At 69.4% G+C, this 25335-nt stretch carries 31 protein-coding genes and 1 pseudogene; 7 read left to right on the forward strand and 25 right to left on the reverse strand.

The genetic code is table 11. From position 1 onward, the window contains the following. Positions 1-370: 370 nt before the first annotated feature. From AOK15_RS03990 to AOK15_RS04010, 5 genes and pseudogenes are all read left to right on the forward strand, one after another. Positions 371-1276 carry a bifunctional MaoC family dehydratase N-terminal/OB-fold nucleic acid binding domain-containing protein gene (locus tag AOK15_RS03990; RefSeq protein WP_420876851.1) on the forward strand — a complete coding sequence of 302 codons (906 nt, stop codon included), beginning with the start codon at positions 371-373 and terminating at the stop codon, positions 1274-1276. Then, on the forward strand, positions 1273-1668 hold the full coding sequence (locus AOK15_RS03995) for a MaoC family dehydratase (protein ID WP_055512797.1): 396 nt from the start codon (positions 1273-1275) through the stop codon (positions 1666-1668). The genes AOK15_RS03990 and AOK15_RS03995 overlap by 4 nt, the downstream gene beginning before the upstream one ends. After that, positions 1665-2831 (forward strand): lipid-transfer protein, encoded by a 1167-nt coding sequence (locus AOK15_RS04000; protein WP_055512798.1) that lies wholly within the window; start codon positions 1665-1667, stop codon positions 2829-2831. The genes AOK15_RS03995 and AOK15_RS04000 overlap by 4 nt, the downstream gene beginning before the upstream one ends. A 251-nt stretch (positions 2832-3082) precedes the next feature. Further along, entirely contained in the window at positions 3083-3661 is a 579-nt protein-coding gene (locus AOK15_RS04005) for a SigE family RNA polymerase sigma factor (RefSeq protein WP_055512799.1), read from the forward strand. 155 nt (positions 3662-3816) lie between these two features. Beyond that, positions 3817-4041: pseudogene (locus tag AOK15_RS04010) on the forward strand (fatty acid--CoA ligase); the annotation flags it as partial. Between the two features lie 152 nt (positions 4042-4193). Here AOK15_RS04010 and AOK15_RS04015 read toward each other — a convergent pair. The 4 genes from AOK15_RS04015 to AOK15_RS04030 form a co-directional block, all read right to left on the reverse strand. Then, entirely contained in the window at positions 4194-4550 is a 357-nt protein-coding gene (locus tag AOK15_RS04015) for an ASCH domain-containing protein (RefSeq protein ID WP_055512802.1), read from the reverse strand. Beyond that, entirely contained in the window at positions 4547-5662 is a 1116-nt protein-coding gene (locus tag AOK15_RS04020) for a hypothetical protein (RefSeq protein WP_055512804.1), read from the reverse strand. The genes AOK15_RS04015 and AOK15_RS04020 overlap by 4 nt, the downstream gene beginning before the upstream one ends. Positions 5663-5841: 179 nt before the next feature. Next, positions 5842-6318, reverse strand: coding sequence for a hypothetical protein (locus AOK15_RS04025; protein ID WP_055512805.1), 477 nt, complete (start codon positions 6316-6318; stop codon positions 5842-5844). Continuing rightward, complete coding sequence (locus AOK15_RS04030; protein ID WP_055512807.1) at positions 6315-6755, reverse strand: ATP-binding protein; 441 nt, start codon at positions 6753-6755, stop codon at positions 6315-6317. Before AOK15_RS04030 ends, AOK15_RS04025 begins: the two co-directional genes overlap by 4 nt. A gap of 153 nt (positions 6756-6908) precedes the next feature. Between AOK15_RS04030 and AOK15_RS04035 the strand changes: the two genes are divergently transcribed. Then, positions 6909-8258 carry an NsdA family TPR-like regulatory protein gene (locus AOK15_RS04035; protein WP_055512809.1) on the forward strand — a complete coding sequence of 450 codons (1350 nt, stop codon included), beginning with the start codon at positions 6909-6911 and terminating at the stop codon, positions 8256-8258. An 87-nt stretch (positions 8259-8345) separates the two neighbouring features. Here AOK15_RS04035 and AOK15_RS04040 read toward each other — a convergent pair whose 3' ends face one another. Together AOK15_RS04040 and AOK15_RS04045 are read right to left on the reverse strand one after the other, a co-directional pair. Beyond that, the gene (locus AOK15_RS04040; RefSeq protein WP_055512815.1) at positions 8346-9143 is read right to left on the reverse strand and encodes a very short patch repair endonuclease; all 798 of its coding nucleotides are present in this window, start codon (positions 9141-9143) and stop codon (positions 8346-8348) included. Then, complete coding sequence (locus AOK15_RS04045) at positions 9140-10456, reverse strand: DNA cytosine methyltransferase (RefSeq protein ID WP_055512818.1); 1317 nt, start codon at positions 10454-10456, stop codon at positions 9140-9142. The genes AOK15_RS04040 and AOK15_RS04045 overlap by 4 nt, the downstream gene beginning before the upstream one ends. Positions 10457-10580: 124 nt before the next feature. On the opposite strand from AOK15_RS04045, the gene AOK15_RS04050 reads away from it, so the two are divergent. Beyond that, positions 10581-11435: an Eco29kI family restriction endonuclease gene (locus AOK15_RS04050; protein ID WP_055512820.1), complete on the forward strand. Its 855-nt coding sequence runs from the start codon at positions 10581-10583 to the stop codon at positions 11433-11435. 85 nt (positions 11436-11520) lie between these two features. On the opposite strand, the gene AOK15_RS04055 is transcribed toward AOK15_RS04050, so the two are convergent. From AOK15_RS04055 to AOK15_RS04140, 19 genes are all read right to left on the reverse strand, one after another. Next, complete coding sequence (locus tag AOK15_RS04055) at positions 11521-11775, reverse strand: hypothetical protein (RefSeq protein ID WP_055512822.1); 255 nt, start codon at positions 11773-11775, stop codon at positions 11521-11523. Continuing rightward, on the reverse strand, positions 11772-12008 hold the full coding sequence (locus tag AOK15_RS04060; protein ID WP_055512824.1) for a hypothetical protein: 237 nt from the start codon (positions 12006-12008) through the stop codon (positions 11772-11774). Before AOK15_RS04060 ends, AOK15_RS04055 begins: the two co-directional genes overlap by 4 nt. A gap of 75 nt (positions 12009-12083) precedes the next feature. Further along, positions 12084-12866 (reverse strand): peptidoglycan recognition protein family protein, encoded by a 783-nt coding sequence (locus AOK15_RS46485; RefSeq protein WP_240508296.1) that lies wholly within the window; start codon positions 12864-12866, stop codon positions 12084-12086. Positions 12867-12950: 84 nt separating this feature from the next. Next, on the reverse strand, positions 12951-14678 hold the full coding sequence (locus tag AOK15_RS48265) for a collagen-like protein (protein WP_055512826.1): 1728 nt from the start codon (positions 14676-14678) through the stop codon (positions 12951-12953). Positions 14679-14680: 2 nt separating this feature from the next. Then, a complete protein-coding gene (locus AOK15_RS04075) occupies positions 14681-15499 on the reverse strand; it encodes a hypothetical protein (RefSeq protein WP_055512827.1) in 819 nt (272 codons plus the stop codon). 2 nt (positions 15500-15501) lie between these two features. Then, the gene (locus tag AOK15_RS04080) at positions 15502-16596 is read right to left on the reverse strand and encodes a hypothetical protein (protein ID WP_055512852.1); all 1095 of its coding nucleotides are present in this window, start codon (positions 16594-16596) and stop codon (positions 15502-15504) included. Further along, entirely contained in the window at positions 16596-17642 is a 1047-nt protein-coding gene (locus AOK15_RS04085) for a hypothetical protein (protein WP_055512828.1), read from the reverse strand. Before AOK15_RS04085 ends, AOK15_RS04080 begins: the two co-directional genes overlap by 1 nt. A 13-nt stretch (positions 17643-17655) precedes the next feature. Then, on the reverse strand, positions 17656-18537 hold the full coding sequence (locus AOK15_RS04090) for a phage distal tail protein (RefSeq protein WP_055512830.1): 882 nt from the start codon (positions 18535-18537) through the stop codon (positions 17656-17658). A 3-nt stretch (positions 18538-18540) separates the two neighbouring features. After that, the gene (locus AOK15_RS44815) at positions 18541-20766 is read right to left on the reverse strand and encodes a phage tail protein (protein ID WP_055512832.1); all 2226 of its coding nucleotides are present in this window, start codon (positions 20764-20766) and stop codon (positions 18541-18543) included. A gap of 49 nt (positions 20767-20815) precedes the next feature. Continuing rightward, a complete protein-coding gene (locus AOK15_RS04100; protein WP_055512834.1) occupies positions 20816-21001 on the reverse strand; it encodes a hypothetical protein in 186 nt (61 codons plus the stop codon). 11 nt (positions 21002-21012) lie between these two features. Then, positions 21013-21474, reverse strand: a complete 462-nt coding sequence (locus AOK15_RS04105; RefSeq protein WP_063798942.1) for a hypothetical protein — start codon at positions 21472-21474, stop codon at positions 21013-21015. Further along, positions 21471-21923, reverse strand: a complete 453-nt coding sequence (locus tag AOK15_RS04110) for a phage tail tube protein (protein ID WP_055512837.1) — start codon at positions 21921-21923, stop codon at positions 21471-21473. Before AOK15_RS04110 ends, AOK15_RS04105 begins: the two co-directional genes overlap by 4 nt. 84 nt (positions 21924-22007) lie before the next feature. Then, on the reverse strand, positions 22008-22166 hold the full coding sequence (locus AOK15_RS44820; protein WP_157870154.1) for a hypothetical protein: 159 nt from the start codon (positions 22164-22166) through the stop codon (positions 22008-22010). Between the two features lie 268 nt (positions 22167-22434). Beyond that, positions 22435-22863: a minor capsid protein gene (locus AOK15_RS04115; protein ID WP_055512839.1), complete on the reverse strand. Its 429-nt coding sequence runs from the start codon at positions 22861-22863 to the stop codon at positions 22435-22437. Then, positions 22856-23209 carry a minor capsid protein gene (locus AOK15_RS04120; RefSeq protein ID WP_079058295.1) on the reverse strand — a complete coding sequence of 118 codons (354 nt, stop codon included), beginning with the start codon at positions 23207-23209 and terminating at the stop codon, positions 22856-22858. Before AOK15_RS04120 ends, AOK15_RS04115 begins: the two co-directional genes overlap by 8 nt. Further along, positions 23206-23523 carry a hypothetical protein gene (locus AOK15_RS04125; protein ID WP_055512841.1) on the reverse strand — a complete coding sequence of 106 codons (318 nt, stop codon included), beginning with the start codon at positions 23521-23523 and terminating at the stop codon, positions 23206-23208. Before AOK15_RS04125 ends, AOK15_RS04120 begins: the two co-directional genes overlap by 4 nt. Beyond that, entirely contained in the window at positions 23520-23900 is a 381-nt protein-coding gene (locus tag AOK15_RS04130; RefSeq protein ID WP_055512842.1) for a hypothetical protein, read from the reverse strand. Before AOK15_RS04130 ends, AOK15_RS04125 begins: the two co-directional genes overlap by 4 nt. 3 nt (positions 23901-23903) lie before the next feature. Further along, on the reverse strand, positions 23904-24146 hold the full coding sequence (locus AOK15_RS04135) for a hypothetical protein (RefSeq protein ID WP_055512845.1): 243 nt from the start codon (positions 24144-24146) through the stop codon (positions 23904-23906). Between the two features lie 3 nt (positions 24147-24149). Then, on the reverse strand, positions 24150-25154 hold the full coding sequence (locus AOK15_RS04140) for a major capsid protein (protein WP_055512847.1): 1005 nt from the start codon (positions 25152-25154) through the stop codon (positions 24150-24152). Positions 25155-25335 lie beyond the last annotated feature (181 nt).

Below are 25335 nucleotides of genomic sequence, written 5' to 3' on the forward strand. Positions count from 1 at the left end.
GCGGCGGCACCGAAGTACCGCCGCACAGGCGCACCACACCCCACGACATGCCCCACACCGGGGGCGGCCGGCCCGGCCCCTGCGACTCCGCTGCCGAGGATTCCGGCGTTGGCCGCGTTCGATCCGTTGGCCGCATCGACACCGCCGCCGGCCGCCCCCGGTGTGGGGCATGTCGTGGGGTGTGGTGCGCCTGTGCGGCGGTACTTCGGTGCCGCCGCACAGGCGTTTGACGTGATGCAGGGACGCGGCCGGATCGGCAGGGTGTTTCCATGCCGCCGCACCGGTGTATTGACAGTTCCCCCACCTCTTCCTTCAATCTGACGGATAGTCAGAAACCTCCGGAGGGGGCCGTGGCGTGGTGGTCGAGGATCTGTCCGTGCGACTCAAGGTCTACGAGGGGCGCCCCGCCGTACGCGGTGGCCTCGGCAAGGATCCCGTCAACCCGCCCATGATCCGGCACTGGTGCGAGGCCATGGGCGACACCAACCCCGCGTACACCGGCCCCGACGCGATCGCCCCGCCCACCATGCTCCAGGTGTGGACGATGGGCGGGCTGAGCGGACACGAGACGCGTTCGTCGGCGTACGAGGAACTCCTCGCCCTCCTCGACGGCGCCGGGTACACCTCCGTCGTCGCAACCGACTGCGAGCAGGAGTACCTGCGGGCGCTGCGCCCCGGCGACGAGATCAGCTTCGACTCGGTCATCGAGTCGGTGTCGGACCGGAAGACCACCAAGCTCGGCACCGGCTACTTCGTCACCACCCGCATGGACGTCCGCGTCGGCGACGAACTCGTCGGCACCCATCGCTTCCGGATCCTCAAATACGCGCCGCGCGCCGCGCCCCCGGCCCCGCCCCCGGAACCGGCTCCGCGCCGCCCCCGCCCCGTCGTCAACCGCGACAACGCCGGCTTCTGGGAGGGCGTCGCACGGCACCGCCTCCTCATCCAGCGCTGCACCGGATGCGGCACGCTGCGTTTCCCCTGGCTGCCGGGGTGCAACGCGTGCGGCTCGCCCGAGTGGGACACCGTCGAGGCGAGCGGCGAGGGCACCGTCCACTCATACGTCGTCATGCACCACCCGCCCTTCCCGGCCTTCGATCCCCCCTACGCCGTCGGCCTGATCGAACTCGCCGAGGGCGTACGGATGATCAGCAACGTCATCGGCGTGCCGTACGACAAGGTGCAGATCGGCATGCCCGTACGGCTCGCCTTCGTGCGGTACGACGAGGAGTTGGAGTTGCCCGTGTTCCGTGCGGAGGAAGGGGTGCGGGCATGAGGGCCGGCGACGGGCTTCCTCCGCTGCGGATCCCGATCACGCGGACCCTCGTGGTCGCCGGAGCCATCGCCTCGCGCGACTACCAGGACGTGCACCACGATCCGGAGCTGGCGCGGCGGCGCGGATCGCCCGACGTCTTCATGAACATCCTGACGACGAACGGGCTGGTCGGACGGTACGTCACCGACTGCTTCGGCCCGCGTGCCGTCCTGCGCAGGGTCGCGATCCGGCTCGGCGCGCCCAACTACCCCGGCGACACGATGGTGTTGTCCGGCTCGGTCGAGGCGGTCGACGGGGACACGGCCACCGTGAAGGTCGTGGGGGACAACGGCATCGGCCGTCATGTCACGGGGACCGTCACCGTCACGGTCCCGGCGGAGGGTGTCGTATGAGCGTGCGGGCGAAGGACCGGCTCGGCGGGCGGGCCGCCGTCGTCGGGATCGGGGCGACCGACTTCTCCAAGGACTCGGGGCGCAGCGAGCTGCGGCTGGCCGTGGAGGCGGTGCGGGCCGCGCTGGACGACGCGGGGCTGGCGCCCGCGGACGTGGACGGGCTGGTGACGTTCACGATGGACACGAGCCCGGAGATCACGGTCGCGCAGGCCGCCGGCATCGGGGAGCTGTCCTTCTTCTCCCGCGTCCACTACGGCGGCGGGGCGGCGTGCGCGACGGTGCAGCAGGCGGCGCTCGCCGTGGCGACGGGCATCGCGGAGGTCGTGGTCTGCTACCGCGCGTTCAACGAGCGGTCGGGGCGGCGGTTCGGGGCCGGGGTGCGTCACCGCGAGCCGTCGGCGGAGGGGACGGCACTCGGCTGGACCCTGCCGTTCGGGCTGCTCACCCCCGCGTCCTGGGTGGCGATGGCGGCGCAGCGGTACCTCCACACGTACGGGCTGACCCCGGAGGCGTTCGGGCACGTGGCGGTGGTGGACCGCAAGTACGCGGCGACGAACCCGGCGGCGTACTTCCACGGGCGCCCCATCACGCTCGCCGAGCATGCCGCCTCCCGGTGGATCGTCGAGCCGCTGCGGCTGCTGGACTGCTGCCAGGAGACGGACGGCGGCCAGGCCCTCGTCGTGACATCGGTGGAGCGGGCGCGGGACCTGCCGAAGCCGCCCGCGGTGATCGTCGCCGCCGCCCAGGGAGCCGGCCGGGCCCAGGAGCAGATGACGAGCTTCTACGGCACCGATCTGACGGGGCTGCCCGAGATGGGCGTCGTCGCGCGCCAGCTGTGGCGGACCTCCGGGCTCGGGCCGGGCGACATCGACGTGGGCATCCTCTACGACCACTTCACGCCGTTCGTGCTGATGCAACTGGAGGAGTTCGGGTTCTGCGCGGCCGGGGAGGCGGCCGGCTTCGTCGCGGAGGAACGGATCCCGCTGAACACGCACGGCGGCCAGCTCGGCGAGGCGTATCTGCACGGTATGAACGGCATCGCGGAGGCGGTACGGCAGCTTCGCGGCACCGCGGTCAACCAGATCGCCGACACGGAACACGTCCTGGTCACCGCGGGCACCGGAGTACCGACCTCGGGCCTGGTGCTGGGCACGGACGGGTGAGGGCGGCGGCCTCGTACCCGTACACCTCGTGCGGGCGCTCCCGTACCTCTGCGGGGCGCGCCCCGGATGCCTCGACCAGGCGGGCCCGTACGGTCCGGGCAGGCGTTCCTCAGGGATACACCCTCAGTGGATGGGGGCCGTTCATCCACCTCCAGTAGGTGGGGTCTGCCCCACTCCTACAACCTGAGGGGGATTCGTCTTAGGGACCTGCGGCCGATCCGCCGGGGCGGGCCCGCTCCTAGCGTGGAGCCATGACCACACTCGTCTGCACCAGCGCTTCGAACGCCGCTGCACCGGCGACGCGGACCCTGTCGAACCCGTCGCTGGTGACCCTGTCGTACCCGTCGTTCTCGGCGTACGTGAAGGCCCGCCAGCCGCTGCTGCTGCGGACCGCCCGGTCACTGACGGCGAACCCGAGCGACGCCGAGGATCTGCTGCAGACCGCGCTGGCCAAGACGTACGTCGCCTGGGAACGGATCGAGGACCACCGGGCACTCGACGGGTACGTGCGGCGGGCGCTGCTGAACACGCGGACGTCCCAGTGGCGCAAGCGCAAGGTGGACGAGTTCGCGTGCGACGAACTGCCCGAGCCGGACGGTGTCCACTCGTCGGACCCGGCCGAACAGCAGGCGCTGCACGACGCGATGTGGCGAGCGATCATGAAGCTGCCGGCCCGCCAGCGGGCGATGGTGGTCCTCAGGTACTACGAGGATCTCAGCGAGGTGCAGACGGCCGAGGTCCTCGGCGTCTCGGTGGGCACGGTGAAGTCGGCGGTGTCGCGGGCGCTCGGCAAACTGCGTGAGGACCCGGAACTGGAACCCGTCCGCTAGCCCGATCGTTGGCCTGACATGCGGCTGCGATCAAGCCCCTCGGGTAACGCTCTCTGATCGATCATCCCGGCACCTAGTGACATACCGCGCGGTATGTGAGCAGAATCAGCGCAACCGTTACCACCGCGTAGGCAGAGCCGCCCCGGGAGGACGCCGTGCTGAGCACCATGCAGGACGTACCGCTGTTGATCTCCAGGATCCTGACCCACGGGCAGGTCATCCACGGGACGTCGCAGGTGATCACATGGACCGGCGAGGGGGAACCCGACCGCCGCTCCTACGCCGAGATCGGCGCCCGGACCGCCCAGCTGGCCCATGCCCTGCGTGAGGACCTCGGGGTCGAGGGCGACGAGCGGGTCGCGACCCTCATGTGGAACAGTGTGCCCAAAACATGCGGGGCCTAATGGGGCTCTGAACTGGGGCGATACGCGGTAGGGGCAACAAGCGACCCCGGCACCTGTGGTCATGGTGCCGGGGTCGCTTGTGTTGCGGACCTCGCCGCCCCCGCAGGGGAACAGGGGCGGAGCGGCCGTCAGGGGGTGCGCAGTTCGATCTTGATTGCGAGGGCGCCGAGCGCTTCCTTTTCGGGCGGGTAGATGTTCCGGATGTTGGCGAGCTGTTCGTCGCGGGTCGCCGTCGGGTTGACGTTGGCCGGTCCCTCGCCGTCGAGCAGGGCCTCGAAATCCGGGTACTCCGTGACCTGCTGGACCGACACGTCGCATGTCTCGTCGGTGCCCTTGATCCGGAACCGGATCACATCGCCCGCGGCGAGGTCGGCAAGGTGCGGGTACTTCACCCGTACCTCAGTCGTCTTCTTACCCGCGGCGACCAGGTCGAAATAGCGCCGGTAGAGGTTCAGCTCGCGGACGCGAGCGGCGGTGTCCGTCATGGGGCGGGAACGCTCCTAGCTGCTGGTGCGGTCATCATCCGGGCGAGTTCGCCGGCGGAGTACGAGCGGAAGAAATGGCGAGGGTCGGACAGGACGACCTCGGTCATGTTGAGCAGTCGGTCGACGTACTCGGACACCAACCCTGGCCACTCCCGAGTGTCGAGCATCCAAGGCGCCGCGCCCTCGGGCAAGGGCGCGCGCCCTTCCCGAATGAGGGACTTGGACAGCTTGGCGCCGGTGTCGCTGACGATCTGCGGGCAGAACAGCCGGGCGGGCAGCTGTCCTTGGGTGAGGCCGACGGCCTGTAACGCGCCGTCGACCAGCTGCGAACCGAACACCCAGTCGCCGCCCTTCACCATCACGTACAGGGTGCCGCGCGTGCTGGTGACGGCCAGTTCCTTGACCATGTTCCGGTACAGGGTGGCGAGGTCGAGGTATCCCTCGCCGTCCGGGCCGATGACGACCTCGTACTCGCCGTGGTGCAGGCAGACGGCCGAGATCGTCGCGCGGTCGGCTTCGGTGTGCTGTACGTGCGTGCGCTGGGCGTACTTCTCGGCCCACCCGCAGCCGGGACGGGGGCAGGGCACGCGGAGGTGTGCGACGCCCGAGGACGGCGCGAGCCACCATCGGGCGGCGTCCATGCGCGGCAGCACGCGCAGCCACGTACGGCGGAAGTGCTCGCCGGCCTGCTGCTGGCTGTATGTCTCGACGGAGTACGGGACGTGCAGCCGCTCGGACAGAGCGTTGAACAGGGGGCGGTACAGCGTGTCGACCTGGTCGGCGATGCCCTGCTCGCCGAGGGCGTGCGCGTACGCCCGTTGATAGCGGTGGCCGGTCTCGTGGTCACTGACGATGGCGTACGGCGCGTTGTCGAGGGCGCCGAACTGGACCTCGGCGGGTACGCCGAACTTGTCCCGGAGCCGGGCAGCTGTGGCGAACGTGAGGGACTGCACCAGTGAGGTACCGATGTGCGGGGCCCCGTTGATCTGCGTACCGACGGCGAACACGATCCGTTCGGGCGCGGCGTCGAGGACTCGGGGCGTGAGCACGTCCACGGCGTGGCTGAGTGCGTTCGCGAGGACCGTGTTCGGTGATACGGGGTACATGGTCACCCTGTCTTCCCCTTGGTAGATGGGCAGGACTGCGCGGGTGGTGCGGGGGTGTGCTGTGGCGCGGTGAGGCCGAGCGGCGGCGTCCGGTCGCCTGTGTGCGCCGTGACGCCGGGTACGCTCGGCCTCAGCGGGTCGGCCCGGGGTCCAATCCACCTCGGGGCGGCCCGTCCTCGTGTCGGTCAGAGGCGCCGACGGGCGTACGTGGTCCCCCACATGACTTGACCGGCGGCGAGGCTGGCGCGTAAGTGCGCGTCGTGCTCGTCCCCGCCGGCGCCGAGTGCGAGGGGGGCAGTCACCAGGCAAATACGAACCATTGCGCCGTGTGTGACCAGGGCTAACCAGTCCTGTGACGGCGGAGGGATCGTCATCACGTACTGGTCGTGACCGTAGTCGAGTGCGACGCGCCCCATGCGAATCACGATTTGCGGGCCGATGACGGGGGGCTCTTGGTCGCCGGGGCCGAGGTGGAGCGCGGTTGCGAGGCGCCGCATACCGTGCTCGACGGTTTCGGTCGTCTCGTTCGATCGGCGCGGTCCAGGGTGCGTGATGAGCAGCTGGACGAGGTCACCGTCGGGGGTGCGCCGGATGCCGGTCGCGGCGGCCACCGTGGAGACGAATCCGGGGCCGGGGGGAACGTCGAGGCTTGATGCGGTCACGGGTGCGTCACCTCCGCCCATACGACTTTGCCGAACGGCGCGTCGTCGACTCCCCATTTCGAGCACAGGGCGTCAAGGATGATCAGGCCGCGCCCACGGTCGCGTTCCTGCGACTCGGGGCGAGGTCGGGGGTGGCGTCTCACAGGGTCTTGTACCTCCACTCGGGTTCGGGCGTGGTCGGCGTCGAGCGTGACGCGGATCGAGTCGTCGGGTTCCGTGCCGTACCGGAACGCGTTGGTGACCAGTTCGGTTGTCACCAGGGCGACCTTTTCGACGTGGTCCTCGGATGCATCGGGCACGTGGTACGGGACGAACTCGCGTACGAACTCGCGTGCTGCACCGGCCGATTGGGGCTCGCTCGCCAGTAACAGGACCGGCGGCGGTCCGCCGGGTGGGGCGCAACTGACGGGAGCGGTGTCCCGTCGTCGTTCGATCATGCGTCTCCCCTTACGGGTGGACTGATCCGGTCCGGTTAGCGGATCGGATGGTTCCTCGGACTAGGCAACACGCGTGACGAAAGCCGGGGTACCGTCGTGGGGGGTGTCGAAGGGTGTCGCTTTCGCTACCCCACGTCGCGGGAGGGCCGGAGGATGAAGACGCCGAATGACAAGCTCGCGCAGTTGCTCGAACGGTCGAGGATGAGCCGGGGCGAGTTAGCCCGACGCGTGAAATCCAAGGCACTTCAGTGGAATCAACCGCACATCTCGCCGGACGCGACGCGCGTTCGGTGCTGGCTCGAAGGTGAGACGCCGCGGGATCCCGTTCCCGACATCCTCGCCGGTGTCTTCTCCGACCACTTCGGTTTCCGGGTCACGACGTACGATCTCGGGCTCGGTGACGGCGGATCGGCCGATGCCGCACTCGTGTACAACCCCTCGTACGTGGCTACGGTGGAAGTGGTCGCAGACTTGGGGAGAGCTGACGTGGACCGACGGAAGTTCCTTGCAGCCGCGCCGTTCGCGGCCGTGGCTGGTGTAGGTCCCTCGCGGGACTGGCTGTTGAACACGCTTGACCAGGAACCGGAACCGGGCCCACGGGTACGCCTTGAGGACGTATCCGCCGTGAAGAACATGTTCACGACCTTCCAGCGCATGGACATCTTCCAGGGCGGAGGGTCGGGCCGGCTGGTCTTGGCCGAATACATGACTCAGCACGTCTACCCGCTGCTACGACGTGCCCACAGCGAGGATGTTCGGCACGCGTTGTGCGAGGCTGCGGCCGAACAGACGTACCTACTCGGCTGGATGGCCTACGACAACGGCGAACACAGCATCGCTCAGCGGTACTTGATCCAGTCGCTACGCCTCGCCCAAGAGTCGCGGAACCCGGCGCTAGGCGCGCACGTGCTCGCGGGCATGGCTGATCAGGCGACGCTACTCGGCGACCCTGCCGAGGGCCGTCGCCTCGCGCAGGCGGGACGGCAAGGGTTGTCGAGGGCAACCTCGGCGGCCTGCTTGGCGGACCTGTGGTGTCTGGAAGCGCGGGCGCTCGCCCTGCTCGGCGACAGGTCGTCGGCGGCTCACGCGGTCGTGCAGTCCGAGCGGGCGTACGAGCGGGTGAACCTCGACGAAGAACCGGACTGGGCGGCGTTCATCGACCCGGCGTACCTGCATGGCGAGCACGCGAACACCTTCCGTGACCTGGGCGACGCGGACGCGGCCGAGGAACACGCGCGCCGTTCTATCGCGCACGCGGCCATGCAGAAGCGGGCCCGGCGCGGTGCCATGTCACAGGCCGCGCTCGCGGTCTCGCACCTGCAACGGCGCGACCTTGATTCGGCGTACGCCGCTGGAGTGCGCACGCTGAAGCTGACGCGACAGGTCAAGTCGTCGCGAGCGGTCGAGGCGGTACAGGACCTACAGAAGCGCATGCAGCCCTTCGGGCGTAGTCGGCTCGTCGCCGACTTCAACGCGCAGGCTCGCGAGCTGGTCGCCGCGTAGTCGCAAACGACGAAGCGCCCCCGTACGGCCGTGAGTGGCCGTACGGGGGCGCTTCTGTGTCACCTGGTGGTGTCCACGTAGCGGGACTCAACTCTGATCTACGGGGCTGGTCTCCTGCCTCGACTTCACTGCCTTGACCACCGCTCGCGCCGCTTGCTCCGGGTCTTCGTGTTCCCACACGCGGATGACGAGCCAACCCGCGTTGCGCAGTGCTTCATTGGTCTCTGCGTCACGTGCTCGATTCCCGGCGATCTTCTCTTGCCAGAACACCGCGCCCTTCTTCGCGGGCCGGTGATGTTCAGGACAGCCATGCCAGTAACAACCATCGACGAAGACGGCGACGCGGGCCTTGGTGAACACCACGTCGGCTGTCCGGCGCAGGCCGGGGAGCGGTCTGGCTCCCACGCGGTATCGCAGTCCCTGTCTGTGGAGCGCGGACCGCAACAGCTTCTCGGGCTTCGTATCCCGTCCCTTGTTGGCGGACATGACCGCTCGGGACGCGGCGGAGGACGCCCATGATTCCGGGGGAACGGCCTCGGTGGTCACGAGACCGGCCGCGTGAGCCATCTCCCACGCCTGTGCCAGGTTCGCGGCGCGGGTCTCGGCGTCTACCTCGCCGACGTACCGTTCCTGTGTCTCGCCCTCTTGCGACCACCGTAGGTAGGCGCGGATGCGGCGGGTGCTGCGGTACAGGCGCAGGGCGATGGACGCGCGCGCGTATCGGCCCTCGCCGAGGTCGACCGCGCGTGCGAGGCGGCTGCCGGCAGCTCGGTCCTGCTCAGCCGCTCGGGCCTCCCTGCTTCCACCCGCTCTCGGCTTCCACGCCCGATCGGGAGGCATCCGATCCTTCCAACGCCTCTGCCGATCGCTCGCGGCTTCGGTCACTTCCGCTTCTCCGGGTCCTCCAGAGCCCCAACCGACTTGAGAGCGTTGGCGACGGCGGTTGAGAAGGCCGCTCCAAGCTTGACGGGCACGGCGTTGCCCAACTGCCGCATCTTCTCGCCCCGTGGTCCGTCGAGAATCCAACGGTCAGGGAATGTCATGACTCGCGCGGTCTCCCGCACGGTCATGTACCGGTATCCGTCGCCGCCCCCGAAGTTGGCGAAGTCGACGTTGTCCAGCTGCATGACGGATTCACCACCCGGCACGCCGTGTACACCCGCCTTCACGGTCTTCGCGGGCCGGTCAAGGAGGTTCGGGGTGTGCCCGGTGTACACGCGGGCGCCAGGCCATCCGATGTGATCGGGGATGCCGCCCACTTCGAGCTTTTTCTCGACGGCTTCCTCAGTAACGTACGGAAGCGGCTTGCCCTCGTTTTCGTCGATTCCCGCGATGGCGTCGCGCAGTGTGCGCCAAGGCTCCAGCTTCAGCTTCTCCTTGACCTTCTTGTTCTCATAGTCGAGTTCCGGAAGGTTGGCGATGACGCGCTTGCGAACCTCGGCGGGAACCTTCTTATGCCGCTCCGTCCAGTAGGGTCCGCCCTCGCGCATGGAGTGGATTAGCGACTCCTCGGAGTGCGTCTCCTTGGGCATGAACTCACCCCAGTCGATGCCGAGGTCGGCGCGGAACGCGACGATGATCACTCGGTTCCGAATCTGCGGAACCCCGTAGTCAGCCGCGTTGACCTCCATCTCCTTGACCATGTATCGCTCCGACAGGTCAACCGAGTCGTTGGCGATCAGCTTCTCAAGGATTTCGTTGTGGTCTTCCCACGTCGCGTCTTTGTCTCGCTGCACGAACGGTAGACGCATCTCGTTCAAGATGTAGTTGAAGTAAGGCCGGAAAGATGGCCGAAGCAGGCCGCGCACGTTCTCGCAGATGACTGCCTTCGGCCTCATCTCTCGAATGGCGCGGAACATCTGCGGGAACATGTTCCGCTCGTCTTCCATGCCCTTGTGCACGCCTCCCAGGCTGAATGGCTGGCATGGCGGCCCGCCGGCGAGGACGTCGACCTCGTCCGTGACGACATCGGTGAAGTCGATGTCACGCACGTCGCCCGGGATGAGCGGCCAACGCTTCGTCGGTTCGCTGGGGTCCGGCGGGTTGCTCCTCAAGGTCTCGCACGCCCGCTTGGCGTACTCATTCACCAGGAGCGGGCGGAAGCCCGCAGCGTGCACAGCCATCGCGAGCCCCCCGCCGCCGGCGAACAGCTCGACACAGGTCCCCACCTCTTGGCGTTCTTCTCGCAGCTCAGGCATGAGAGAAGCGTACCGCGGAGTTTGTGATCATGGTGACGCATCCCGCAACTTGCCTCGCGTGTCCCCCAGTTGCACCAGGTAGGGTGCCCGTGATCAGGAGTTTCGTAGGGGACGGGGTGCTCACATGGCCGACCAGTTCAGCGATCAGTTCCGCCTCAGTATCACCAAAGCGCTCGGTGATCAGCTGGCGGACGCGTTGGACAATCTCACTCCGGCTCCGCTGACTCAGGAAAACCTTGACGCGCTGGACGAACGCGCCACGATTGAAAAACTTCAGAGCAGGTCTGGGGTCTACCAGCTGCACCGAGGGCCCGATCATGACTTGGTCTACGTAGGTAAGGCCGATAAGCCGCTTTCATCCCGTCTGGGAAATCACCTGCGTAAGATTTCCGGTCGGCGAGGGATCTCGATAGACGAGATGACCTTCAAGTGTCTGTACGTGGCCGAAGACTTTTCGGCGGTCGCTCCTGAAAAGCTCCTCATCAAGAAGTACAAGAAGTCTGGCCACATTCCTTGGAATGCGAACGGGTTCGGCAACAAGGACCCCGGTCAACAACGGGACACTACCGTACTCAAGGCCAATCACTTCGACATGCTGTTCCCGATCGACCTTGACTGTGCGGTCGAGGGACTCACTCCGGGTGAGCGGTCGTTGCATGATCTGCTTCAGCAGATAAAGCAGGGCCTAAAGTACAACTTCCGTTACAAAGAGTCGGCGCAGTTCAAGAACATCGCCGTATCGGTCCCTGAATACGAGATGACGGCTGACGGCGTCTTCGAGCTCGTCGCGCGAGCACTTCCCCAGTCGTGGCAGATCAGCGCCCTCATGGGGTACGTGATCATGTACGACAACCGTGGCAGGGACTATCCGAGCGCGTGGCGCTACTACCGGGGCGACGAGGTAATCGATGCTCAGCCGGCCTCAAAGGCGGCTGACGCCAACGAGGACTCCGAGGAAGACGAGGACGAAGAGGCGTAGCCGCATCGGTGGAAACGACGAAGGCGCCCCTGTCCCGGCCTCAAGCCGGGACAGGGGCGCCTTCGTAGCGTCAAGTGCGCTCTGTCTATCGGAGTTGAGCGAGCGCGGCGAGGACTAGGCCGGTGAGGCCGACCATGGCGCCAATACTCGGAAGAGGCCACCGGCGGTTGTCGAGTTCGTCGACGCGGGATTCGAGTTCGTCGAGGCGTCCGTCGGTCTGGTCACCACGCTGGACGAGTAGGGCGAGGGCGCCGTCGACTCGGGCGAAGCCTTCGGCCATGGTGCCGCGTAGCTTCTCCAGTTCAACGGCGACGGACTCGGGCGGGGGCGGTTGGTTCACGCGCTACCGCCCTGGTCGTCGTCGACCAGGCCGAGGCCGACACGGCCGAGCAGCTGCTCGACGGCGGGCAGGGCCATGACGCGCGCGAGGCCACCGGCGACGGCGAGGGCGCCGGCGACCCACGGCAGGGACTCGGGTATGCCGGACGCGGTCACGATGGCGGGGAGGGCGACGGCGAACATGACGACGCCCTGAATGACGGTGCGGACGGTGCGCTTGCTGGCGGGGCTCATGGGGGAACTCCTCGTTTCTGTGTGTGCGGATACAGGGGCCCGCCCCGGCGGCGCGGTGCCGGGTTGGGGTGGCGTCTACTTGCCGTAGGCGAGGCGGAACAGGGCGGCCCAACCCTTCGGGCCGATGGCCGGGTCGCGGGTGACCCCGGCGGCGCGGTACTGCGTGTGCGCGTTGTGGAACTTGACGACCGCGGCCTGAGTCTGGGGGCCGTAGTTGTCCGCCTCGGTCACGCTCTTGGGCATGTAGCCGGCGGCCTTGAGCGCGCGCTGTAGCGTCTTCGCCGACGGCTTGGCCTTGTTCGGGGCGAGGCCGGTCGGGAACTTCGGCGGCGTGTAGGTGTTGGGCTTGTCGTCGCTCGGTGCGGTGTCGCCCGCGAGCGTCTTCGCCCGGCGGACGATCTCGGCGAGCTGGGCGACGACGCGCGAGCCGGGGCACGACGTGTGCCCGCCCCACGCGCTACCGCCCATCGCGTGGTAGCCGAGGCCGCGCCCGCTGGGGCCGTCGGCGATCTGAAGCGGCACGCCGTAGGTCTTGTGGGCCCACGCCAGTACCTCGGCGTTGCGGTCGAGCTGGTCGTCGGTGAGGGCGTCGCCGCCGCGGCCCTCGTTCTCGACGGACAGCCACGTACGGTTTCCGTCGGCCTGGGCCCACGCGCGGTCGGAGGTGTCGACCCACTGACACAGGGCGCCCGCGCGGCTGGTGCCGAAGTGACTCGACGCCTGGGCCTTGCTGTTGCGGAACCACGAATCGGTTCCCGCGTACGTGCCATCCATGATGTGAACGACGACGCCGCGTACGGACTGCTGTCCGCCCTTGGTGTGGTTGATGGTGATCGGGCGCCAGACGGCGCCGGGCATGCGTGCCACGGTGCTACTCCAGACATGAGGAAACGCCCGGCGCGGTGCGCTCGGGCGTGCGGTGGGAAGAGTGGTCGGCGCGGTCTACGCGAGGCCGACCCAAAAGCGATTGGCGCCGTTCTCCATGCTCGACAGGGTGATCGAGGCGGGGGCCGCGGCGACGCCGGTCGAGTAGACGCCGAACCGGCGGACCAGGGTGTAACCGAACTGGTTCGGCGGGGCGCCGGCTCCGGACTCGGCGGCGAGCAACATCGGCCCGTCGCCGGTCGTGGTGTTGTAGACCATGCGCCAGACCACGTAATAGATGCCGGCTGCTGCGGCGTACGCGGCCGTGAGCGGGCTCGATATCGTGCCGCCCCCGGCGTCGTGCTCCTCGGGCGGCTCGTACGTGGCCGTCGACATGTCGCCGGTCGCGGCGACCCTGGTCCCGCTGCTGTTGAACAGGGCGGCCCACGATCCGGTTTGCAGGCCGCCCGCGTAGCCGGTCGCGAACCACACGACGCGGTTGATCGTGGCGGCGGCGCGGAGGATGACGGCCGTTACCCGCATCGGGCCCGACCCCGGGTAGAGGCCGGTCGACACGGCGAGGGCGGGGTCGAACGCCCACGCAGCGAGGCCGTGGTCGGTGGGCGACCACTCGCCGGCGAATGCTGCGGCGTCTACGTACGACTTGCGCGCGAGGTGGTTCGCGGTGGTCGGTGCCGCGCTGCTCGACGGTACGGCACTGAACGTCTTCGAGCCGCTGATCGTCTGCGTGGTGCTGAGGGTGACGGCCGTTCCGGCGGCCTCGGCTCCGACGTCGGCGGCGGCGAGGACTACGTCGCCGGTCTTGGTGTTGACGGACGTTACCGACGCGGTGCCGCCCCCCGCGCCGAGAGTGAACACGGTTCCGTCAGCCTGCCGCACCTTCAACGTGCCGCCCTCGGCCCACAGAACGGCGCCGGCGGGGTTGGACGTGGGCGGCGTTCCGGCGTTGGCAAAGGCGAGGATGCCGCCCGCTCCTCCGCCGAAGGTTGCCGCAGTCGTGCCGATCCGCGCGTCGGTGAACGTGGCGGTGGCGTTGGTGATCAGTTCGGCGTTCTTGTTCACCGCGGTGTACTTCGACTGTGCGGCGTCCGAGGCTTTGAACACGTCGGCCTGCGTGCCTGCGTAGACGACGTGCAACGAGCCGTCCATGCGGCTGTATCCGCCGTTGTTGGCCACGGCGCCGACGTCGGCGGCGGCGAGGACGACGTCGGCGGCGCTCTTGCCGTTGACGGACTGCACGACGCCGGGCGTGCCCGCTGGTCCCTGGGTGCCCTGTGTTCCCTGCGGGCCGGCCGTTCCCTGCGGGCCGGTCGCTCCTGTGTCGCCCTTGACGCCCCGGGGGCCGACCAGCGAGGCGAGCCACTGGGCGACGGTCCCGACGAATCCGGCCTCGACGGCGACCTCGTACGCGCTGTCGCCGCGTACGGCGACGTAGTTCGGGGTCGAGGGGTTGGTCGGCGCGATGTCGGCGAGGTCGACCTCGGGTGCCTCGGCGGGCAAGAGGACTTGATAGACGCGGTTCATCGAGACGCCCGCGAGCTGTTCGGCGACGGTGTACGACCAGCTGCTCGGGTTCATGCCGGGGGCGTCGGTGGCCGGTACCTCGACGGCGAACGCGCCTGTGGAGTCGAGCGGCGCGGTGACCGGCCCGCCGAGGATCACGTCGTACGCGCCGAAAGTGATCAGGCTCGGCGCGCGGAACACGACCTGACCCGTAAGCGGCTCCCCGGCGGGCGACAGGAAACGGCCGGTCACGCGCACGGTGGGGATGCCCTCGGGCAGCATCGTCACACCTCCTCGGCGGCGAAAGCTGCCGCGGGTGCGGCGGTCGACGCGTTCGCCTCGGCCGTGACCGGCACGTCGGGCGCCTCGTCCTCGGTGAAGGTGTTCCGGGTGTACGCGGAGTACAGCCGGGTCTCGCAGTTCTGGCCCGACGACTTGTTCCGGTGCTGGACGCGCAACGTGAAGTAGGACAGGAATTGCAGGCCGTCGAGGGGGTGCTCGATAGTGCGGCTCGTCCATGAGTTGGCGGCACAGTCCCACTCGTCGAGGGTCGTCTCGGTGCCGTCGTGGCTGAGCAGTACGCGGGCCTGTCCTCCCCCGGTGTTCGCGTACGTCTGCATGTTCAGGTGCAGCACGGCGTTATGTGCGGGCGTGGTGCCAAGCCACGCCGAGTCGTAGGCCGTGCCGTCGTACGACTGCCGTTCGGTGGGGTGGAGTTGGACCGGTATCCACGGGCGGCCGAGGAATTCGTCGCTGTAGTAGTCATCCATCACGATGACGTTCCGGTTCCGGTCCCACACGCGGACCATCTGTGTCGGGGCGTCGTCGTCCGGGTAGCTGTTGGCGCCGATGGTGAGGGCGAGGGCGCCCGTGTCGCGGCGCAGGGTGGTGAAGTAGTCGCCGACGGACGGTGACTGTCCGGTCTCGAACACGGCCGTGCCGTCGGGGTCGCGGACGAACAGGCGCCCGCCCTCGCCGATCACCACGTCGCCGTTCAACACCTGGTTGAGGGCGGGGCGCATCTGCGCCCGGCCGCGCAGTTGCCGTACCTCGCGTTCGAGGGCGGCGATCCGGTCGAGCACGTCTTGCGGGACGTACGGCACGGTCAGGGAACCTCCAGGTACAGGCGGGCCGTCTCGGGGCGGCCTCGCTCGGGCGGGGTGATGGACAGGCCGACGACGCGGTACCGGGCGTCGAGGGTGTCGGGGTGCCACAGGTCGCGGATGCGGAAGCGGACGGTTGCGCCGAGCAGGGCGGGCGTGATGTTCCCGCCGAGCACGACCTCGACCTCGGGTATCTGCACCGGGTTGCGAGCGGCGTTCCAGTCGGCGCGGGCGTGCGCGTCGAGGGTCGGCTGTACCTCAACCGTGGTGTAGTCGCTGGAGCCGTCGAGGCGCGGCCAGCCGGCGGCGATATCGGCGTCGTCGACCAGCACGGGCGAGGTGAGCGGGTAGGACTCGGCGGCCTGGTTGGCGTTGATGGACGCGCCGCGGGACTGCCACGCGTTCGCCTTGACCGTGGCGTCGACCGGCCACGTGTAGGACAGGACCGGGCCGGGGTGGTCGAGCACGATCTCGGCCGCCCCCGCGCGGATGACCGGGTGTCCGAGTTGCAGCTGTTTCACGCGGCGGCCGTCGGCGTCGCGGAACGACGCGATGCGCCACTCGAACCCGTTCTCGACGGCGGCGAGGTCGTCGAGCAGGTCGCCGATGGTGGGGAGGTCGTAGCGCAGATATGTACGGTCGCGCGGGACGCCGGACACGGCGGTGTCGTACGTGACGCCGATGTTCCCGCCGGGGGTGTTCTGCGCGTAGTCGACCAGACCGCGGGCTATGTCGAACTGGTCGACCTGCTCGGCGGTCTGCGTGTCGTACAGCAGCCGGCGGTACAGGTAGCTTTCCCACCCGCCGGCCTGAATCTGCGCGCCGAGGAATCCGCGGGCATCCGAGGCGAGGGCGAGCGTCCACAGGATTCCGCCCCACCAGATGTCGCGCCCCCGCTCGACCCACACGGCCGTTCGGCCGGGCACGATCGCCCGGCGGGCCCGCTCGGCAACGGCGCGGTTGGGGATCGGCACGGTGCCGGTCAGCCGGCCCGTCTTGCCGATGTAGTCGTCGAGGGCGACGCCCTGTACGGGCAGTGCGTCGAGCAGCTGGTCGGAGCGCAGATCGCAGAACAGCAGCCGGTACGGCGGCGCGATCACTGCACGAACTCCACGGTCAGTTGTCCGTCTTGCACGAACACGTCCGTGCCGCCGTTGCTGCTGATGTTCCACCCGGGAATGAGCGTCACCTGTCCGCCGGGCGTAAGGCCGTTGCGGTAGACGCGCCGCGAGGCGATCACGCGGCCTGCCTGGGACGACAGGCCGTTCAACGCGCCGTGTGCCTCGGTGTACGCGCCGGTCGCCCGCCACGTCATCCACGCTGTTGAGGCCGCGGTCGAGCGGTTGCTCACCTGTCCGCCAATCGTGACGAACACGGCCCCGGACGGCGGCACGGTGAAGGTGATACGCGGCCACGCGGCGGCGGTGAAGTCGACGAACGCGCCGCTCTGGTTGACGGGCGCGGCCGTGACCTGTCGCGTGCTTATGGGTCGGGTCGGGGTCGGCGGGTACGCCTTCCACGCTCCGGCGGCGGCGTCCCACCGTTCCAACCCGGTGCCGTTGTCGCGGTACTGGCCGTCGTACGCGCCGTTGAAGGCGAGGCCGTACCCGCGCGGGATGATCCCGCCGTAGGCCGAGGTGAAGTGGCGCCGGTCGGCGAGGGCCGACGTCCAGTCGATACCGCCCACGCCCGCCGAGGCTCCGGCGGGCACGGTCACGTCCCACAGGCGCAGACAGGCCGAGGGCAGGGTCGGCGCGGTGGGGGTCGCCGACCCCGTGCCGCGGACGATTTCGACGGCGGCGAGGTTCTGCCCGCCTTGGTCGAACAGCTGGTCGTACACGTGCAACACGACGGAGTCGATTCGGGCGAACTGCGCCTCGCCGTCGGTGAAGGTGAGGGTTACGGGGGCGTCGACCGACACCGGATAGGCGCCCTGGGCGTCGGTGCCCTGTACCTGGGCGCGGCCGACGCCGATCTGTAGGGACATCGCCCCGGCGCCGGTCGCGGCGAACGGGTTCCCGCCGGCGATCACGCCGTCGCGGGTGCGCATCTCGGACTCGGGCGCATAGGTGCCGACCGGCGTAAGGCGGGTGTCCTCGCGGGTCTGCCCGTTGGTCAGCAGCCATGCCGAACGCACGGTCACGGTGGGGTTCTCCTTACCAGTAGGCCGAGCGGTAGCGCACGGTCGCCGACGCCGTCGGGTCGTTGCTGCCGGGCGCGGCGCGGAAGATCAGGTTCGTGATGCCGGGGGCGAGCGTGAACGTCTGCTCGGGCACGCTGCGCGAGGTCGCGGTGTAGATCCGCGAGGCGGTGCCGTTGAGGGTGACCGTCCCGGCGAGGGTGTCGACGGCGAGCACGTCGCCGGCGGCGAGCGGCATGTCGTACTCGACCGCGTCGCCCGTGGCGAGGCTGGTCAACGACGGGCGGGTCACCGGCCCCCGGAACTCCACGATGGGGTGCGCCTCGGCGTCGCCGACGTTCATCGCCGACAGGGCGCCGGTACTGCCCGGGTCGCCGAACGGGAGCGGCCACGACAGCGGCCACGACAGACCAGGCTCGGACATGGGCAGGGTCGCCGAGGCGGCCCGTTCGGTCAGTTCGTACCGGCGCGGGTCGGTGGCGACGAACTCAAGGGCGCCCCCGGTGATCGTGCCGAGGCGGTACCCGAGGGTCGCGGGGATCGCCCGCCGGGTCGCGCGGGCGTACGCGAGCAGGGGCCCGCGGTCGTCGAGCCACGCGACGAGCGGGCGTTCGTCCTCGACCGGCACCGTGCCCGCGTTGAGGGCGCCGACGACCGCGCCGACCGTCGCCCGCGGTGCCCGGATGATCAACCCGTCGAGGCCGATCGTCCGGGCCTGTGCGAGTAGCCGGCCGGGCAGTGCGCCGTGTGCGTCCGCGCGCGCCACGGTGCCGGAGTCGAGGGCGGGAAGGTCTTCCCACCCGGTGATGCCGCGCCACCGGTACGGCGTGCCAGCGCCGAGCAGCAGGCCGCCGTACTGCACCTGTCCGGGGCGGGTGATCAGGTCGCCGGGGGCCATCCGTCACCCCCTCGCCTTGGCCAGCCACGCGAGCGCGCGGGCGTTGTCGTCGGGGGTGCCGTTCTCGGCGGCGTGCCAGTGCTCGACGTGGACCAGGGCGCGGCCGGTCGAGGCGGCGGCGAACGGGTTCCCGTACGCGCCCGCGCCCGCGAGGGCGGGCGAGAGGGACGGGGCGGCGGGCGCGCTCACCAGGTTGCGCATGGTGCGATCGAGGGCCCCGGCGCCGCCCTCAATGCCCTTGATCAGACCGGCGGGAATCCAGCGGCCCACGTCGCGCGCCATGACCTTGGACGGACTCGCGATGCCCAACGCCTTTGCGATGGGGCCCGGTACGAGATCCTTCGCCCAGCCGGTCAGGGTCGACCGCAGCCAAGAGCCCATGGACTTGACGCCGTTCCACAGGCCGCGGACAACGTCTTTGCCCTTGTCGACCAGCAGCGAGCCGAGGTTCCCGATCGCCGAGGAAAGTCGGCCGGGCAGTCCGCGCACCCACGCGATAGCCTCGCCCGCCTTGGAGACGATCGAGTCTTTGAAGCTGGACAGGGCGGAGCGTGCGCGGGCGGCGAGCTGTCCGCCGAGCGGGGCGAGGGCGTTGTACGCGCGGCCGGGCAGTCCCTTGATCCAGTCGACGGCCGCCGTGATGCCCTTGCCGACCCACTCGGCGAGTTTGGCCGCAGCCTCGCCGATCAGCCTCGCGGCGTTCGTTACGGCCTGCTTGGCCAGCTGCCACGCCTGCCCGAAGTCCCCTTGCAGCAGCGCGACTATGGCGCCGATGACGGGTACGACCACCTGCTCGATCACGGCGGCGAGGCCGTTCGCGAGGATGCCCGCGAGGTCGCCGACAAGGCCGATCAGCGGTTCGATGACCGGCATCAAGGCCGTGAGGACGCCGATCAGCAGCTCGCCGATGGCGGGCAGCAACGGCGCCAGGGCGACAAGGATTTGCCCGAACGACTCGCCGACCGTGGCGAGGGCCGGCGACAGGGCGACGATCAGCCGCGCCAGTATCGGCAGGATCGTTTCGGCTAGATCGCCGAGAACAGCCGCGAAAGGGGCGACCAGCCCCGGCAGCTGCGCGATGATCGGCCGCAGCCCGCCCGCGAGGGCGTCGACCAGCAGCTCGACGACCGGCGCGGCCTGGGCGATGACGTCGCCGATCGCCGTCAGCAGGGGCGTGACGGCGGGCAGCAGCGAGGCGACCAGCTCGCCGATGACGGGCAGGATCGGCGACAGGGCGTCGATCAGGACGCCGAACGCGTCCGCTGCGGCGGCGAGGACCGGGCCGAGCGCGTCGACGATCGGCTGTAGGCCGTCGCCCAGTGCCTTGACCAGCCGCGCGAGCGGCGGGCCGAGGGAGGCGAGGGCGGGGCCGAGGGCGTCCGCGAGGGACGACACCAGGGGGCCGAGGGCGCCCGCGAGCGCGGACAGGACCGGCCCGCCGGCCTCGGCAAGGGAGCCGATCAGGCCGCCGAGGGCGGGCAGGATCTCGCCGACCGCGCCGAGCAGGCCGCCGAGTCCTTCAGCCGCGCCGCCCGCGCCCGTGGCGACGCCCTCGAAGAACCCTCCGAGGCCGTCGCCGACCGCGCCGAGGCCGGTCGACAGTGCGTCGATGACCGGCCCGGCGGCCTCGACGGCGGCGACCAGGCCGGGCATTGCGCCCTTGGCCAGGGCGCCGATGCCGTCGACCAGCGGCTCGACCAGCGGGGCGACGCCCTCGAACAGGGCGCCGATCTGCGGGGCGAGGTCGTCGAAGATGCCGCCCAGCTGGTCAGCCGCGTTGACGAACGGCTCGACCAGCGGGGCGGCGAGTTCCTGCATTCGCCCCTTGACGTGCTCCGACAGGTCGGAAAACGCGCCCTTGACCTGCTCGTTCTCGGCGAGGACTTTCGCGCCGAGGCCGATTACGGCCAGGGGCACGGCGGCGAGCGCGCCGGCGGCGACGACCGCGCCGCCGGCGAGCAGCTTCGTACTGGTCGCCGCCGCGCCGAGCAGGGGCCCGATACCGGCCAGGCCGCGCCCGGCGTCCTCGGCGCCCCCGCCGATTCCCTCGCCGAGGGCGCCGCCCATCTCTGCGCCGGCCGCGACGAACCGGCCGCGTAGATCCCTGAGCCGGCCGTCGGCGTCCCGCTGAAGACCGGCGAGAGCGGCCTCGGTTCGGTCGACTCCGCGCTGTGCCCCGGAGTCGTCGAGGTCGATATAGCCGGTGAGTTCACCGATGGTGAGGGACAAGGGGCACCCCCCACCGGGCTGTTCAGTTGTTATTCAGTTGTCGCGCTGATCACCGCCCCGTGAGCCGGGCGATTTCCTCGGGGTCCGTCACCACGCGGGGCGTATTCCGCCACGTGTGCGCGAACCGTGATTCGGCGGGAAGTCCGGCCAACAGCACCAGGAACCGGCGCGTGGAAAGCGTCGCCAACTCGGCGGCACCGAGGCCGTATTCGCGAGCGAGGTCGGACTCGACCACACCCCAGTTGTTCAGGACCGCTTGCCAGAATTCCGCGACTTCCCCTTGCCCTTGGGCCGGGGCTTGGCCGGGGTCTTCCGTGCCGGTGCTTTTCCCTTGGCGGCCTCGCGCTCGTCGTACAGCTGCGCGGCGCGTTCCATGGAAATGGTGCCCGGGTCGGCGACGTTGGCCGTCGACCACAGAAGGACGATGCCGAGGCGCCGGTCGTCCATGCCCGCCTCGGTCCAGTGGTCGACCGCGTCGGGGCCGAACAGGGAGCCGAGCAGGCGACGGATGTCGTCGGGGCGTGCGGAGTGCTGCACACGGTGCAGTTGCAGCGTGAACAGCGCGGGCAGGGTGGGCGGGAGGACGTATGTCCTCCCGTACAGGCGCAGCGGTACGCCCCGCTTGGCGGGCTCGGCCTGCTCGGCGAAAAACGCGTCGAAGTCGGCGACCTCGGGGGCGCCGTCCTGGTCGAGGGCGGGCTCGGTCATGTGGTCACCACCGGGGCGGTAGTCGGGGCGCCGCACCGGGTGAAGGTGCAGCCCCAAGAGGTCTTGGCGTTCGTCTCGCCGCCGCGCTCGCCGGGGGTCACCGTGCATTCCCACACGGTCCATTCGGCCTGTGAGGTGTGGCGGTAGCGCATCGTTCCGCGCGATGCCTCGCCGAACCGGTACGCCCACACCTTGTCGACGTAGTCCTGTCCGGGGTCGCGGGCGCCGGATGTCGCGCTGTACTGGCCCGATAGTTCGATCGTCGCTCCGCGCTGCATGACGTCCTGTTCGTAATAGCCGTCGGAGTCGAAATCGGTCGTGTCGGCGGTCTCCTCGTTTTCGCCCGGATTCTCGTTCCAGCTGGTGAGGTTACCTATTCGCGTGAAGGTGTTCGCGGTGTCGGTCTCGACCTCGAATTCCCAGCCGCGGGCGTCTATGGGCCGTCCCAATCTTTCCTCCTGAGCAAAGAAAAAGGCCGGAGCGACAAAGTCGGCTCCGGCCTGATCTGAAGAGATATAGGTACTGCGCTGTGACTACTTTTCACCCTGTCGTGCGAACAGGATCTCCAGTACGCGGAACGCGCGGACCCGCATTGTCGCGTCCGGGTGTGCAATAGCCACGATGATTACCGCGCCAATGATCGCGCCCGTGAATGCAGTAAGGGGCGCAACGGCCGCCGTGAATTCGTTCATGCGGCGAACCTAGCGCAAGGAAAGGGGGCGGATCGAGGGACTGGAACGGCCCTCGCGCGGGGGCGCGCACGCGCGCGAATAATGTAAGAGAATTAATTCTGATTCGATCTGATCTCGATTGATTTCAGATTCTCAATACATTCAAAATTAGTTTACATCTTACATGCGCGCGCGTGCGCGCGAGGAAAATTGACCGCAAGATTCACTCGTTCAGGTTGTCTTTCCCTGTTCCTCCTCTAAGGCGACCTGAACTGTGCTATGTGCGGTGCTATTCGGTGCGGTGGTCGGTGGGGGCCGATACATTGAGGTCGAAGTTCACGACGTGTTCGTGCCGACCGGAGGAGTCGGGGCCCATCGGGGCCGGGGTGCCGCGCGCGGCGGCGAGCACAAGCCATGTCCCGTCGGCGAGGGCGACGCCCGCGAGGCCGTGAAGCGCGCTGTAGATCGCCCGGCAACGGCGGCGGGAGACACGCGGGTCGGGCCCGCCGCGTACGCGCACCTGTAGGCGCGGGGTGTCGTAGGCGTTGCGGGTGTCGGGCGCCTCGCCGTCGTACAGCCACAGGGCGACCGCGGCATCGGGGGCGGGCGGCATGATCTCGACGAACAGATCGCCACTCGTGCCGGTCGGGTCGTAGGTGACCAGCCCGCGCGCGGCGAGCAGCTGGGCGACGCCGTCGAGCGGGTCGAGGTCAGCCACGGAGCGACCTCCGCAGCTGCGCCGCGATGATCTCGGCGACCGTGTCGGCCTGCTCGGTGAGCGGGCGTTCGAGGTACTTCGCCGAACGACCGGCGTCGTGCCGGTAGTTCAGTTCCTCGTGCTGCCTGATCGCGTACGGGGTGTCGTAGGACACGGCGGCCGTGAGCGACGACTCGTCGACCGTGGCGACCCCCGAGCGTTCGAGGGTGGCCTCTTCGATCGGGACAACCTTCCGTGACTCGGCGAGCACTTGCTCGGCGGCCATGCGCAGACCCCGTACGGCTCCGGCGCGGGTGCCGCGCATGGCGGCGGCGCCGTTCCATCTCAGTCGGGCCCGTTGGGTCACTCGGCGCTCACCTCCGTGCACTGCGGCACCGGGAGCCCCGGCGCGGTGTGGTGGGCGACGCTGATCGCCTTGGTGGTGCGGCCGTCGGGGAGGGTGATCCGCGACTCTGCCGGGCAGTTGAGGCCGGGGGCGGCGATGATCTGGGCGGTGGACGTGACCTCGCGTCCCTCGCGGTCGCGCACGGTGCGGATCTTCTCGGCGACCAGGGCGCGGACGTCGGAGACCGGCGGGCCGTACTGCGGGCCGTACGCGCTGTCGCCGAGGTACGGCTCGACGGTGATCCGGTGCACGAGCAGCCACTCGGGGACGTTCACCAGATCACCCCCGGCAGCAGTCCGGCGCGGGTGAGGGCGCGGTGCGCGCGGGGAGCGAGGTCGACGTCGCCCGCGGCGGCGGGCGGGTCCTTGCGCCCGGACAGGGACACGGGGCCGATGCTGACCGCGTCCCACTTCCCGGCCGCGCCCGTGCCGTCGTCGCCGGTCGCGGCCCAATACTCGATCTGCGCTCGTACGGCCTCGGCGAGCGCGGTCACGACGGCCGGATCGGTCGGCATGCCCGCGCTGTCGGTGCGGTAGACGGCCGTCAACAGGGCATCGTCGATGTCCTCGGACGCCCGCGCGAGCAGCCGGTCGGCGTCCGCCGGCGGCTGGCCGGTCCACACCTGTTCAGGGGTGGCGTAGACACGGCCCACGGATCACCCCTTGGAACGGGAACGGCCCGCGGGCTTGGTCGCCTGCGGGCCGTCGGGGCTGGTCGTACCGGAATCGCCCGGCGGGCCGTCGTCGGCCTGCTCGTCGTCGAGCGGGGTCACGTCGTAGCCGTGGCGCCGGAAGTAGGCGACGGCGCCCTCGCTGTCGGTGGTGGCCTCGCCGCTGACGAACCACACACCGGCCACGCATCCGTTGAACTCCCGTACGGGAGTGGTCACCTGGAACACGGGTCACCTCACCTTGATGTTGCGGAAGACGGATGCGGCCTTGGTAGCCTTGAGGACGACGCCGATCGGGCCCATTTCCACTTCACCCTTCTTGACGGCACCGGCCGCGGTGAAGTCGGGGAGCCACGTGTTCACCAGCTGCCCGCCGACGGTGGCCACGCCGTGGAATCCGTCGAGGCCGATCCGTACCGCGTACAGGTCGGTGAGGCCGGTCGCGGCGGTGCCGCCCACGGTGCGGTTCTCAATCGGGATGATCGGCGCGGAACTGCCCGCCTTCTCCCCGGGGTCGACGAACGTGATCCCGCCGTAGCTCTCCCGCACGATCGGACGGCCGTTGTTGCCGATCAGGCCGTCGACCGGGTCGCGGGTGTACTGGCCGGCTCGGCGGGCGAGGGCCCGCACGCGGGCAAGCGCGGTGCTGTTGCCGATCACCAGGGATGGGGCGCCGTCGAGCAGTGACAGCCACTCGTCGAGGATGTCGAGGGCCTTCTGTTCGGCGCGCGGGTCGGTGTCGAAATCGGTCCAGTCGGTCACCGCTCCGAGGCGGAACTCGGTGCTCGACCCGGACAGGGCCTTGTCGAGGCCGTCGAACGAGTCCTCGTTCGTCGCCTGGTCGCCGTTGATCACGGCATCCTGAAACGTGGTCCGGGCGGCCTTGATCTTCTGCGTCATGTTCAGCGTGACCGCGTTCGAGGCGGCCGGACCGATACGGGCGATCACGCGGTCGACCTCGAACGACCCACCCAGTACGGCGAGATCGACGCTGTACCGCTGCGTCTTGACCTCGCTCGGGGTGTACTCGGTGTTCAGCTTTCGGAACGCGGCCGTGGGCTGGGTGACCAGCCGGCGGTACGTGTAGGTGAGAGTGTCGCCGTCGCCGGCGGGGTTCACCACGTCGTTGAAGACGAGCGAGTCGAGCAGGACGGATTCCTTGCGGAACTCGTCGATGACCTGCACGTCAACGTCATCCGTGGCGTTGTTCTTGGCCTCGTCGAGGGTCACGGGCATGGGGGCTGCTCCTGTCTGCGGTTAGCTGCTGAAACGGGCGGCGATGGCGTCCGCGAGGGTGGCCGGGCGCTTGTCGCCGGTCGGCGGCCCGTTGAACTCGGCGCCCCCGCGGGCCGGTCCCTGCGCCGTGGCGACGCCGAGGCGGGGGTTCGCCGTCACGGCGGCGGTGATGGCGGTGGTC

This window comes from Streptomyces ossamyceticus (genome assembly GCF_001418475.1).
Lineage (GTDB): Bacteria > Actinomycetota > Actinomycetes > Streptomycetales > Streptomycetaceae > Streptomyces > Streptomyces ossamyceticus.

Bases quoted from the DNA above. Each gene is read 5' to 3' on its own strand.
- AOK15_RS03995 (WP_055512797.1), top strand. From the start codon at position 1,273: ATGAGGGCCGGCGACGGGCTTCCTCCGCTGCGGATCCCGATCACGCGG.
- AOK15_RS04000 (WP_055512798.1), top strand. From the start codon at position 1,665: ATGAGCGTGCGGGCGAAGGACCGGCTCGGCGGGCGGGCCGCCGTCGTC.
- AOK15_RS04005 (WP_055512799.1), top strand. From the start codon at position 3,083: ATGACCACACTCGTCTGCACCAGCGCTTCGAACGCCGCTGCACCGGCG.
- AOK15_RS04015 (WP_055512802.1), bottom strand. From the start codon at position 4,550: ATGACGGACACCGCCGCTCGCGTCCGCGAGCTGAACCTCTACCGGCGC.
- AOK15_RS04030 (WP_055512807.1), bottom strand. From the start codon at position 6,755: ATGATCGAACGACGACGGGACACCGCTCCCGTCAGTTGCGCCCCACCC.
- AOK15_RS04035 (WP_055512809.1), top strand. From the start codon at position 6,909: ATGAAGACGCCGAATGACAAGCTCGCGCAGTTGCTCGAACGGTCGAGG.
- AOK15_RS04045 (WP_055512818.1), bottom strand. From the start codon at position 10,456: ATGCCTGAGCTGCGAGAAGAACGCCAAGAGGTGGGGACCTGTGTCGAG.
- AOK15_RS04050 (WP_055512820.1), top strand. From the start codon at position 10,581: ATGGCCGACCAGTTCAGCGATCAGTTCCGCCTCAGTATCACCAAAGCG.
- AOK15_RS04060 (WP_055512824.1), bottom strand. From the start codon at position 12,008: ATGAGCCCCGCCAGCAAGCGCACCGTCCGCACCGTCATTCAGGGCGTC.
- AOK15_RS46485 (WP_240508296.1), bottom strand. From the start codon at position 12,866: ATGCCCGGCGCCGTCTGGCGCCCGATCACCATCAACCACACCAAGGGC.
- AOK15_RS48265 (WP_055512826.1), bottom strand. From the start codon at position 14,678: ATGCTGCCCGAGGGCATCCCCACCGTGCGCGTGACCGGCCGTTTCCTG.
- AOK15_RS04090 (WP_055512830.1), bottom strand. From the start codon at position 18,537: ATGGCCCCCGGCGACCTGATCACCCGCCCCGGACAGGTGCAGTACGGC.
- AOK15_RS04105 (WP_063798942.1), bottom strand. From the start codon at position 21,474: ATGACCGAGCCCGCCCTCGACCAGGACGGCGCCCCCGAGGTCGCCGAC.
- AOK15_RS44820 (WP_157870154.1), bottom strand. From the start codon at position 22,166: ATGAACGAATTCACGGCGGCCGTTGCGCCCCTTACTGCATTCACGGGC.
- AOK15_RS04140 (WP_055512847.1), bottom strand. From the start codon at position 25,154: ATGCCCGTGACCCTCGACGAGGCCAAGAACAACGCCACGGATGACGTT.